General features: G+C 70.6%; 5 protein-coding genes. 4 read left to right on the top strand and 1 reads right to left on the bottom strand.

From position 1 onward, the window contains the following. The first annotated feature begins 257 nt into the window (after positions 1 to 257). The 4 genes from ACQ4WQ_RS19745 (at position 258) to ACQ4WQ_RS19730 (ending at position 12127) form a co-directional block, all read left to right on the top strand. A complete protein-coding gene (locus ACQ4WQ_RS19745; protein ID WP_436499366.1) occupies positions 258 to 7385 on the top strand; it encodes a hypothetical protein in 7128 nt (2375 codons plus the stop codon). A 179-nt stretch (positions 7386 to 7564) separates the two neighbouring features. After that, on the top strand, positions 7565 to 8788 hold the full coding sequence (locus ACQ4WQ_RS19740) for a TolC family protein (protein WP_436499364.1): 1224 nt from the start codon (positions 7565 to 7567) through the stop codon (positions 8786 to 8788). Positions 8789 to 8816: 28 nt separating this feature from the next. Next, on the top strand, positions 8817 to 10961 hold the full coding sequence (locus ACQ4WQ_RS19735; protein ID WP_436499362.1) for an ATP-binding cassette domain-containing protein: 2145 nt from the start codon (positions 8817 to 8819) through the stop codon (positions 10959 to 10961). Continuing rightward, positions 10958 to 12127 carry an HlyD family type I secretion periplasmic adaptor subunit gene (locus ACQ4WQ_RS19730; protein WP_436499360.1) on the top strand — a complete coding sequence of 390 codons (1170 nt, stop codon included), beginning with the start codon at positions 10958 to 10960 and terminating at the stop codon, positions 12125 to 12127. The genes ACQ4WQ_RS19735 and ACQ4WQ_RS19730 overlap by 4 nt, the downstream gene beginning before the upstream one ends. 12 nt (positions 12128 to 12139) lie before the next feature. Here ACQ4WQ_RS19730 and udk read toward each other — a convergent pair whose 3' ends face one another. Next, positions 12140 to 12784, bottom strand: a complete 645-nt coding sequence (gene udk / locus ACQ4WQ_RS19725; RefSeq protein WP_326459034.1) for a uridine kinase — start codon at positions 12782 to 12784, stop codon at positions 12140 to 12142. Between the last annotated feature and the right edge of the window lie 9 nt (positions 12785 to 12793).

Here is a 12793-nt window from a genome sequence, read left to right as displayed (position 1 = left end):
CGCAACAGGCCACAACAAAACGGCGACACATAAAACAAATATGGAAATGATATTTTTAATATTGTTGAAGTAGCGATCTTTTGACTCAGCGTTTTTTTTCCAATTATGTTCTACTTGCCACTATCAACATCGGAAACACCCAAGTTCGACCACGGCCCAAGCCTCGCCGGAGCAAGCAAGGAATCGAAGCACATTATTGATTTTTTATTATTTTTAGAAAATTCGACGAATACATAACCTTTTCCGGAGACTTTCAAATGGCCACGACCGCAAACCCAGCCCAAGTTCCCGTCAATCCCGAAGGCGCTGGCGCCAAGATCATCCCGACGCCCGCAAAAAAAGCCGTCGACCCGAAAACCGGCGATCGCAAGCAGTATGACGACGATGAACTGCTCAAAGGGGCCGATGCCAGCGCGACCATGCCGCCTGAAAATGTCGTGGAAGTCACGGGCAGCGCAGAGAACGGCAATGCCGCCGCCCTGGGCACGGCCGCCGCTGTGGCTGCCGCCCTGGCCGCCGGTGGCAGTGGCGCGGCCGCCGGCCAGGCCGGCGGCACCGACCTCGGCACGCCGCAAAGCGATAACAATGGCGGCGCCGCAGGCGCTGCGGGTACAGGCGCGGGCGCCGCCGGCATCCCCAGCGGCAGTGTCGTCGATGTCGCCGGGGCATCGGCGGGCGCAGGCGCGGGTGCGGGGGCTGCGGGTGGACTGGGCGGCCTTGGCGTGCTGGGCGCGCTCGGCGGCCTTGGCCTGGTCGCCGCCGCGGCTGGCGGTGGCGGAGGCGGCGGCGCCGCGGCTGGCGGTTCCGGCACGGGCGGTACGGGAACCGGAGGCACCGGAGGCACGGGCACGGGAGGCACCGGAGGCACGGGCACGGGAGGCACCGGCACGGGAGGCACCGGAGGCACAGGCACGGGCGGAACAGGTGGCACGGGTACCGGCGGCACCGGTGGCACGGGAACGGGAGGAACAGGTACTGGCGGTACCGGGGGCACGGGCGGCTCGACCGGCGGACAGGGTGGCACGGGGAATCAATCCACCACCACCGTCGTGACCGACGCCGCCGTGCTGGCCGCCGCCGCCGCCGCGGCCGCAGCCGCCAATGCCCTGGCCGATGACGCCGCCGCCGCCGCGGCAGCAGCCACGGCAGCAGCGTCGCAGGCCGCCGCGAATGCGGCCAGCCAGGCCGACCAGCTGGCGGCGCAAGCTGCCGCCGCCGCGGCAGCAGCCTTGCTCGCCGCCAATAGCGCCACCAGCGACGATGCGCTGGCGGCCAGCACAGCCGCTGTCGTGCCCGGCGCACAAGCGGCCGCCACGGCAGCGACAAATGACGACAGCGCCGCGGCCGCGGCCGCTGCTGCGGCGGCCGCCTCGCAAGCCGCCACCACGTCGGCGCAGAATGACGATGCGGCTGCCGCCACGGCCGCCGCCAACGCCGCCGCCGCGCACGCCGCCGCCGATGCGGCACAAACGCAAGCGGACCAGACCAACGCCCCGGCATTGCAAGCCATCGCCGATGCGACCGACGTCGTCGCCAACGCAGCCAACACCCAGGCGGCGCTGACCGATGCGGCGGCGCTGGCCGTCATCTCGGCCAATGATGCCGCCGCTGCCGCTGCCGCCACGGCACTGGCCAATGCCACGGACGCCGCCGCGCTGGACCTGGCGGCCACCGCCGCCGCCAATGCCGCCATCGCGGCCGGCATCCAGGCCGGCCTGAGCGATGCCGCGGCACTGGCCCTCATTTCGGATGCCGATGCCGCCAACGCCGCCGCAGCAGCCACTCTGGCCGCCGCCACCGATGCCGCCGCCCTGGCTGCCGCATCGAACGCCGCCGCCACCGCGGCAGCGAATGCGGCGGCAAACGCCAATGCCAGCGACGCCGCGGCACTGGGCATCGCCGCCACCGCCGCCGCGAATGCGGCCGCCGCAGCCAATACGCAAGCGGGTCTGACCGATGCCGTCGCCTTGAGCATGGCAGCGGACGCCGCTGCCGGCGTGGCCGCCTGGGATGCCTCGATCGCCAACGCCACCGACGCCGCCGCCCTGCAAGCGGCCGCCGATGCCGCCGCCACGAACGCCGCCAATGCGCAGACGCAAGCGAACATGACGGACGCGCCCACCCTGGGCTTGATCGCCGACGCCGCCACTGCCGCGTCGGATGCCGCACAACTCCAGGCCGGCTTGACGGATGCGGCCGCACTGGCCCTGATTTCCGACGCCGACGCCGCCGCGGCGGCCGCCGCCGCATTGGCCGCCAGTACCGATGCCGCCGCACTCGACGCCGCCGCAGCCCTTGCCGTCAGCGCCGCGGCGAATGCCGTCGTCACCGCCAGCCTGAGCGATGCGGACGCCCTGCAAATCACGGCAGATGCGGCCGCCAGCACGTCCGCCGCCGCCGCCGCACAGGCGGCATTGACGGACGCCGCCGCCCTGCAAGTGATTTCCGACGCCGATGCCGCCGCCGCGCTGGCCGCGCAAACGACGGCCAACCAGACGGATGCGGCCGCCCTGGCCGCTGCCGACGCGGCCGCCGCCAGCGATGCCGCGAATGCCCAGGCCGTAGCCGACCAGACCGATGTCGTCGCCCTGCAGCAAGCTGCCGACCAGGCGGACGCGGATGCGGCCGCCGCCAATGCGCAAGCCAGCTTGCTGGATGTCAACGTCGCCCTGAATGCCTTCAATCTGGCCAACCTCGCCGCCCTGGCCGCCAGCGTCACGGCCGGCCAGACCAGCGTGATCGATCTGACGGCGACCGTCAATGCCTTGCAGCTCGATGCCGACAATGCCGATATCACGGCCGGCCTGACCGATGCCACCCTCCTTGCCGGCATCTCCGCCGCCGATGCGCTGGTGGCCGCCGGCTTGCAAGTCACCGCTGGCCTGACCGATGCCAATGCGCTCATCGCCACTGCGGCCGCTGCCGTCTCGGCGGCGGAAACAGCCGCCTTGCTGGGCGGGATCGACATCTCGGCCGTCAGCGCAGCTGCCGCGGCACAGGCCGCCGCAGCGACTGCCGCCGCCACGGCAGCGCTGACCGACGCCGGTGCGCTGGGCATCATCTCCACGACCGATGCCGCCGCCGCAACTGCCGCACAGACGGCGGTCACCACTTTGACGGCAGCCAATACCTTGGCGCAAAATGCGCTGGCGACGGCACAATTCGTTGCCAACCAGACCGATGCCGTGGCCCTGGGCCTGGTCTCGTCGACCGCCGATGCGGCCGCCGCCGCAGCCATCACGACGGCTGGCCAGACCGATGCCATCGCACTGAGCCTCATTTCGAACGCCGATGCGCTGGCCGCCACCTCCGCCGCCAACCTGGCGGCGCTGACGGATGCCACGGCGCTGGGTTTGGTCTCGACCGCCGACGCCGCCCTGGCCGCCACCCTGCAAGCGACGGCCAACCTGACCGATGCCTCCGCCCTGGGCCTGATCGCCACGGCCGCCGCGGCGGCCGCCAATACGGCAACGAATGTTGCCAACCTGACCGATGCCGTGGCCCTGGGCACGCTCTCTGCGACGGCCACCGCCGCCGCCAATGCGGCTGCCGCCACCGCCGCGCTGACCGACGCCACGGCATTGGGCCTGGTCGCCACGGTCGATGCGGCAGCAGCTGCCACGGCGCAAACGACGGCCAACCTCACCGACGCCGTGGCGCTGGGCCTCGTTTCGACGGCCGCCAACACGGCCGCCAGCGCCGCTGCCGCCGTTGCCAACCTGACCGATGCGGTTGCACTGGGCACCGTCTCGACGGCCGCCACGGCCGCCGCCAACACGGCTGCGGCCACCGCCGCGCTGACCGACGCCGTCGCCCTGGGACTGACGGCGACCGTCGACGCGGCCGCCGCCACCGCCGCGCAAACGACGGCCAACCTGACGGACGCCGTCGCCCTGGGCCTGGTCGCGACCGTGAATGCCACGGCCGCCACGGCCGCCGCCACCGTCGCCGGCCTCACCGACGCCGTCCTTCTCGGCACCGCCCACACGCTCGACGTCACGGCCGCCACCGTGGCAGCCACCAAGGCCGCCCTGACGGATGCCGCGGCGCTCACCACCATCGCCAACAACGACGCGGCGAATGCCGCTTCCCTGGCCGCTTACTCGCAGGCCCATCCGCTCGACCTGGTGGCGGCGCTGGCCGCCACCGTCGCCGCCACCACGGCATCCTTGTCGCTCGCCGCGGCGCAATCGGCGCAGGCCGATGACGCGGCGGCCGCCTCGACGGCAGCCACGGCGGCAGCGTCCCTGACCGCGCTGAACAATGCGCTCGCGGCCGACAATGCCGCCACCGCCGCCGCCACCCTGGCCCTCACTTCGCAAGCGGCAGCCACGGCGGCGCAGCTGGACGACACGCTGGCGGCCACCGCCGCCGGCGTGGCTGCCACCTCGCTGGCGGCGGCCCAGGCGGCGCAGGCGGCAGATACCGCTGCCGCCGCGACGGCAGCAACGGCAGCCAATGCCCTGGCCGCCCTGAATGCGGCCTTGCAGGCGGACGCGAATGCGGCCGCCACCGCCGCTACCGCCGTGACGGCCAGCGCAGCCACGGCCGCCGCCATCGCCGACGATCTGGCGGCCGCCGCCGCGGCCACCGTCGCCACTGCGTCACAAGCGGCCGCGCAGGCGGCGCAACTGGCCGACAATGCCGCCGCCAGCACCGCCACCATCGCGGCCAACGCACTGGCCGCCCTGAATGCGGCCCTGGCCGACGATGCGGCCGCCGCGGCAGCCGTGCTGAACTCCACCAATGCCACGGCCGCCGCAGTCGCCGCTACCGCCGCCGATACGGCTGCCGCCGCAGCCGCCGCCGTGGCCGCCATCTCGGCCGCCGCCACGCAGCACGCGCAAGCGGACGATATCGCCGCCGCGGCAGCCGCCCTCACGGCGTCCATCTCGCTGGCAGCCACGCAAGCCGCCCAGGCGGCCGATGCCGCCGTCGGCACGACAGCGGCAGCGGCAGCCGCCGCACTGGCCGCACTGAACCAGGCTCTGGCAGACGACAACGCCGCAGCAGCAGCCAGCACGGCAGCGACCAACGCGCAAGCGGCCCTGAATACCGCCACGACGGCGCTCAACGCGGCCATATTGACGGCCAGCGCCTCGCTCGCCGCCACCAATGCCGCCCTGGCCGACGACGCCACGGCGGCAAGCACGGCGGCAGCCGCGGCGGCAGCGCAAGTTCTTGCCGACGCCGCGCTGGTGGCCGACGCCGGCCTGGCCGCCCTGGCCACGGCGGCCAACAACGCGCTCAACGCCGCCAGCGCCGCCCTGGCCGCCGACGATGCCGCCGCCAATGCCGCGCACACGGCCGCCCTCTCGGCGGCCGCCACCCTGGCGGCGCAACTGGCCGATACGGCAGCGCTCAACGCGCATGCCGCGCTCAACGCGGCAATCCTCAACCTGAACGCCGCCGTGACGGCCGATACCAACGCCCTGGACGCCAACAATGACAGGACGCTGAAACTGAACCTGCTCCTCACCGCCCAGGGTGCGGCCGATGCCGCGGCCCAGGCAAATGCCAATGCCGCGGCCGCCCATGCGGCGCTGGCGGCGGCCCAGGCCGACGATGCGGCGGCTGCCACCGCGGCAGCCAATGCGACTGCCGCGCATACGGCGGCCGTCGCGGCGCAAAACGCCGATGCCGCCGCGGCAGCGGCGGCGGCGCAAGCAGCCATTTCCATGGCCGCCACCCTCAATGCCCAGGCCGACGACGCCACGGCGGCAGCGGCCGCCACGGCGGCAGCGAATGCGCAACTGGCCCTGGACGCGGCCCTGGCTGCCGATGCGAATGTCGCCGCCGCCGCCGCCGCGGCAGCCGCCGCCCAGCTGGCGGCGCAAAACGCGCACGACGCCGATGCAGCGGCAGCGGCAGCGGCCGTCGCGGCAGCCATTACCCTGGCAGCCACGCAGGCGGCGCAGGCCGATGACGCGGCGGCGGCGCTGGCAGCGGCGAACGCCGCCAACGCCCAGGCGGCGCACAACGCAGCCGTCGCCGACGACCAGGCGGCAGCCGATGCCGCCGCCAACGCGGCGCTGGCGCAAGCGGCTGCCACGGCAGCGGCAGCGGCCGATGCCGCCGCCACCGCCAGCGCGGCGGCAGCGGCAGCGGCACTGCTCGCCGCCCAGGCGGCGCAGGCCGACGACACGGCCGCCAATCAGGCCGCGGCCAACGCCGCCGCCGCGACCGCCGCGCACACGGCCGCCATCGCCGCCGACGCCCTCGCCGCCAGCACGGCGGCAACGGCCGCCAGCGCACTGGCAGCGGCCACGGCAGCGCAGAACGACGACAATGCAGCCGCGGCAGCGGCAGCGCAAGCCGCCGCCTCGCTGGCGCTCACCCAGGCGGCACAGGCCGACGATGCGGCAGCGGCAGCCGCCACCCTCAACGCCAACAATGCGGCGGCAGCCGCGCTGGCCGCCCACGCGGCCGATGCGGCCGCGACAGTGGCACAGGCACAGGCGGCCGCTTCCCTGCTGGCCCTGCAAGCGGCGCAAGCCGACGATGCCGCCGCCGCCAGCGCGGCGGCGGCAGCGGCGCAGGCGCATGCCAACGCGAACGCGGCATATGCCGATGACGCGGCGGCGGCGCAGGCCCAGGCCGACGCACAGGCAGCCGACGTCGCCCTGGCGCAAGCGAACGCCATCGCCGCGCAAACCGACGCCAATGCCCTGGCCGTCGTAGCGACGGCGGACGCCGCCCACGCCGCCGCCGTGCAGGCGCTGGCCGACCAGACCGATGCCGTGGCGCTCACGCAGGCTGCCGATGCGGCAGCGGCGGCGGCGCTGGCGGCGGCCCATACAGCCGACCTGACGGACGCCAACGCCCTGCACCTGGCAGCCGATGCGGCAGCGGCCGCCGCCCTGCAGGCGCAGGCGCAGGCGGACCTGACGGACGCCAGCTCGCTGACGGTGACGGCGAACGCCGATGCCGCGGCGGCAGCGGCTGCCCAGGCCCAGGCCGACCTGACGGACGCGAGCCAGCTGTTCGTGCTGAGCCAGAACGCCCTGCACAATCCGCTGACGGTGGCCGACTTCAGCACGGGCCTGCCGGCCGCCGGCGGCGACGTGATCGACATGTCGGCCATCGCCCACCTGACGGCGTCGGTGGCAGTGGGCGTCAACGTGGGCACGGACTTCAGCAACAACAACCTGTTCATCTTCGACGGCACGTCCGTGTCGATCGGCGCGGCGGCCAGCGCCATCGCGGCCGACGACAGCGTCCTGTCGGGACAGGGCTACATCGTCATCGCCGATGCGCAAAACAGCGGCGCCGTGACGGTGTATCACTCGAGTGACCTGAGCAACGCCAACGCCATCGACACGGCGCTGGTGCTGCTCAGCGGCGTGAACATCACGCAGCTGACGGCGGCCAACTTCGTGGTCTGACGCCGTGCACCACGCCAGGCGCCGCGCCTGGCACGGCGGCGGGAACGTGCAGCAGCGCGCTCCCGCCCATACCTTGAAATGCGTCAGGCCTTGGGCCGGAAAAATACGGGATGAGATTACGCGGTTTCCCAGCATTGTTCTTACTGCCTCATGGTGCGGCCTTGCTGGCGGCGATGGCCATGGCATCGGTATCCTCTTTCGCCGGCGCCCAGGGCGCCACGGCCTGGAGTTTCGACCAGGTCTTGCAGCAGGCGCTGCAAAGCCATCCCGCCGTCCAGGGTAAGCGCTCGGCGCAGGCGGCCGCGCGCGCCGAACTCGATGGCGCGCAGTGGCAGCGCTTCCCCAGCCTGTCGGCCGAAGTGCCCACGGGGTCGCGTGAAACGGGCGGCGTGGTGCGCATCGAGCAGCCGCTGTGGAGCGGCGGGCGCATCGACGCCGGCATCGATGCGGCCGGCAGCCGGGTCGACGCGGCCGGCGCGGCCATCGAGGAAGAACGCCTGACCCTCTCGCTGCGCGTGATCGCCGCCTACACCGAGGCGCTGCGCCAGACGGCCCGCATGCGCTCGGCCGAAGAGGGCCTGGCCGAGCACCAGCGCCTGCTGGACATGATCAAGCGCCGCGTGGCGCAATCGGTCAGTTCGCAAACGGACCAGCGCCTGGCCGAATCGCGCGCCTACCAGGCGGCCAACGACGTGTCGAATGCGCGCCAGGCGCAGGAAAACGCGCTGGCGCAGCTGTCGCAACTGGCCGGCAAACCCGTGCGCCTGGTCACCGGCGCGGGCATCGGCGTGGGCGAGCCCTTGCCCGACGCCAGCCTGGAGCGGGTCATGCGCCAGGCCATCGACTACTCCCCCACCCTGCACCGCCTCGATTTCGAGGCGCAGGCCGCCGATTCCGAGATCACCCTGCAGCGCTCGGCCTACATGCCGAAAGTCGTGCTGCGCATGGAAAAGCCCACGGGCGGCATCAACGCCGACAACCGCACGCGCGCCATGCTGGTGCTGCAGGCGCAGCCGGGCGCCGGCTTGTCGGCCAAGGCCGGCGTGGATGCCGCCGTGGCCCGGCGCGAAGGCGCGCGCGCGGCGCACGATGCGGCCGAGCGCGACGTGCGCGAGCGCTTCACGCTGGACTGGAACGAGGCCGAGGCGAGCCGCCAGCGCCTGGGCAATGCGGGCGAGGCCAGCACCACCTCGACGCAGGTGTTCGAATCGTATGCGCGCCAGTACGTGATCGGCCGCAAGAGCTGGAACGATGTGCTCAACGCCGTGCGCGAAGCAACCCAGGCGCAGTTTTCGCTGGAAGACACGCGCGCGCAGGCGATTGCCGCCAGCCTGCGCCTGGCCGCGCAAACGGGCACCCTGGCCGGCCGCACGGCGCCGGCGGGCATGGCACGCACGAATTGACACCGACATGATGCACACAGGAGACAGCGTGGATACCTCCATCAAACACGGCTTGCTGACACTCATCGACCGGGCCGCCCGCCTGACGGGCCAGCACCTGGCTGCCGCGCGCCTGGCCGACCTGCAGCGCCAGCTCGACGACGTCGATGACACCGGCGCGCCCGCCATGGTCCTGACCGCCATCTGGCAGGCGGCCGGGCTGGAGGGCGCGGCGCGCCCGCTGCACGAGCCGACGCCGGGCGAGCTGCCGTTTGCCGTCTACAGCGCCAGCACGGGCTGGGGCTTGCTGCAGTCGCGCGGCGCCGACGGCGCCTGGCGCGGCGAAGGCATCGAAGGCCGCGCCTTGCAGCTGGAATCGCTGGCCGGCCTGGCTTGCGTGGGCCTGCCGCGCCGCAGCGAAAAAAGCGGCGCCCGCCCCGGCGCTCTGGGGCTGGTGCGCAACGCCCTGTGGCTGAAGAAAAGCGTGTTTGTCGACGCCGTGCTGGCCACCGCGCTGGTGACCCTGCTGACCATGGCCACCTCGCTGTTTTCCATGCAGGTGTACGACCGCGTGATCCCGAACCAGAGCTTCAGCACCCTGTGGGTGCTGGTGGTGGGCGTGGCCCTGTCGATCGGCCTGGAATTCATCCTCAAGCAGGTGCGCAGCCGCATCGTCGACCACTCGTGCAATGACGTCGACCATGAATTGTCCGAGTGGTTTTTCCAACGCATGCTGGGCATCCGCATGGAGGCGCGCCCCGCTTCCGTCGGCACCCTGGCGGCGCAGGTAAAAGGCTTTGAAATGGTGCGCGGCGTGCTCACGTCGACTTCGCTGTTCGTGCTCACGGACGTGCCCTTCGCACTGATTTTCCTCGCCATGATCACCATCATCGGCGGCTGGCTGGTGGTGGTACCGCTGGTGGCCCTGCCGCTGGCCCTCGTGTGCGGCCTGATGTTCCAGCGCGCCATCGAGAATCACACGCGCAAGAACCTCAACGCCAGCAACCGCAAGGCGGGCCTGCTGGTGGAAGCCGTCGACGGCGTGGAAACCCTCAAGGGCAGCAGCGCCGAATGGATGATGCAGTCGCGCTGGGCCGAACTGGTGGCCGAGAGCAGCCACGCGGAACAGAATATCCGCGACTATGCGGCCCTGTCGCAAAACATCACGGCCGCCTTCCAGCAGCTGACCAACGTGGCGCTGATCTCCATGGGCGCGTGGTTCGTGGCCGAGAACCAGATGACCATGGGCGCGCTGATGGCGTGCACCATCATCAGCAACCGCGCCCTGATGCCCATCGTGCAGCTGCCCGCCGTGATGGTGCAGTGGGCGCATGCGCGCGCCTCGATCGACGGCCTGGAACAGGTCATCAGCCTGCCCAACGAAGCGGACAACGCGCAGTTCGCGCTCACGCCGCGCAGCCTCGATACGGGCTTGCGCTTCGAACGCATCCGCTTTACGTATGGCGGCGCGCAAAAGGTGGCGCTGGAAGTGGAAAGCATGGCCATCCATCCCGGCGAACGCGTCGGCCTGGTGGGCGCCATCGGCTCGGGCAAGAGCACCCTGCTGAAACTGGCCTCGGGCCTGTACCAGCCGGCCGAAGGCAAGGTGTACCTGGGCGACGTCGACATGGCCCTGCTGGCGCCGGCCGTGGTGCGCGAAATGGTCGGCTACCTGCCGCAGGAAACGCGGCTGTTCAGCGGTACCCTGCGCGACAACCTGTTATTGGGACTGGCCGACCCGGGCGAGGAAGCGATCCTGGCGGCGGCCAGGCGCACGGGCCTGATCGAGCTGATACTGGGCCAGCCGCGGGGCCTGGCGCTGGCCATTACCGAGGGCGGACGGGGCGTTTCGGGCGGCCAGCGGCAATTGATCGCCGTCACGCGCCTGCTGCTGGCCAAGCCCCGCATCTGGCTGCTCGACGAACCGACGGGCGCCATGGATGCGAAAACGGAAGCGCGCATCGTGGGCCTATTGGGCGAACTGGCCGCCGAAGGCGTGACCATGGTCGCCACCACGCACAAGAACGCCCTGCTGCCCCTGCTGGACCGCCTGGTGGTGCTGCAGGCGGGACGGGCGTTGCTCGACGGCCCGCGCGACGTTGTCCTGGCCAAGCTGTCTGGCAAGCCGCAGGCCGTGCCCAGCCCCGCAACCGCGCCGGTGGCCGCGCCCGCGCCGCAAGGAGCGGTCGCATGAAACTGGCCAAAATCGAAACGAAAGAGGAAGCGAAGCGCGGCCGGGTGCTGATCTGGAGCTGCACGGCGGCGCTGGCGGGTGTCATCGCCTGGGCGTCATGGGCGGAGCTGGACCAGGTCACGCGCGCCAACGGCCAGGTGATCGCCAGCTCGCGCAACCAGATCATCCAGGTGGCCGACGGCGGCGTGCTGGCCGAACTGCGCGTGCACGAAGGCAGCGTCGTGAAAAAGGGAGAATTGCTGGCCCGTTTCGACCGCACGCGCGCCGAGACGAGCTACCTGGAAAGCACGGCCAAGGCGGCCGGCCTGAAGGCGGCCGTGGCGCGCCTGCAGGCCGAGGTGTTTGGCGGCGCGCCGAAGTTCCCGCCCGAACTGCAGGCGTTTCCGGAATTTCGCGCCAACCAGCTGGCCCTGTTCAGCAAGCGCCAGGGCGCCGTGCAGGCCGAAGTGGGTTCGCTGGACAGCGCCATGAAGCTGATCAAGGAAGAGCTGGAAATGAATCTGCCGCTGCTGGAAACGGGGGACGTGAGCCGCGCCGAAGTGCTGAAACTGCGGCGGCAGGTGGTCGATATCCAGGCGCAGATCACCAACCGTCGCAACAAATACCTGCAAGACAGCCAGACGGACCTGGTGAAAGCCCAGGAAGACCTGGCCGGCGTGCTGCAGACAGTGACGCAGCGCAAGGAGCAGCTGGGCTCGACCGACATTTACGCGCCCACGGACGGCATCGTGCGCAACGTGCGGCTCACCACCCTGGGCGGCGTGGCCAAGCCGGGCGAGGAAATCCTGCAGATCGTGCCGACGGACGATGACCTGATCATCGAGGCGAAAGTCAAACCGGCCGACATCGCCTTCATCAAGCCGGGCCTGCCCACGGCCGTGAAACTCGACGCCTACGACTACGGCATCTACGGCCGCCTGCGCGGCACCGTCAGCTACATCAGCGCGGACACCCTGAGCGAGGATAACAAGGGCAACGAACAGCCGTACTACCGCGTGCAGATCAAGACCAGCGGGCGCAACCTGATGGGCAAGAATGGCGAGCCGATCCTGATCCAGCCCGGCATGACGGCCACCGTGGAAATCAACACGGGCCGCAAGACGGTGCTGCGCTACCTGACGAAACCGATCACCAAGACGTTCTCGGAATCGATGGGGGAGCGCTGAAGCAGCCTGCTTTTAGCGGGCAGGCTTCAGGCGGCCGATGACGCTGGCCACCTTGGCCGTGATCATGTCGACCGCGGGACCGTTGGCGCCGTGCGGCAAAATCACATCGGCATTGCGCTTGGTGGGCTCGATGAATTGCTTGTGCATCGGGCGTACCGTTTCCAGATACTGCTCGATGACGCTTTCCACGGAACGGCCGCGTTCCGTGATATCGCGTTGCATGCGGCGGATGAAGCGCACGTCGGAGGCCGTGTCGACAAAAATCTTCAGCGACATCATGTCGCGCAAGTCTTCGTCATACAAGGCAAACAAGCCTTCGATGACGATCACCGGCGCCGGCTTGACGGGAATGGTCCGGCTGGAGCGGTTGTGCAGCGTGAAGTCGTACTCCGGCATCTCGATCGCCTCGCCATTGCGCAAGGCCTGGATGTGCTGCACCAGCAAGGGCCACTCGAACGCCTGCGGATGGTCGTAATTCTGCTGACGCCGGACTTCGGGGGAGAGGTGGGTTTGGTCGCAGTAGTAATCGTCCTGCATCACGACCGAGACCATGTCGGCGCCGAACGACGCCAGCACCTGCTGTGATACGGTTGACTTGCCACTGCCGCTTCCGCCAGCGACACCAATGATAAACGGTTGGAAGGAAATATTATTCATGCCGAATGA

Source organism: Janthinobacterium goodfellowi (genome assembly GCF_051380695.1).
GTDB lineage: Bacteria > Pseudomonadota > Gammaproteobacteria > Burkholderiales > Burkholderiaceae_D > Janthinobacterium.
Note: the sequence above shows the minus strand (reverse complement) of the source record. Positions and strands in the feature narration are given on the sequence as shown.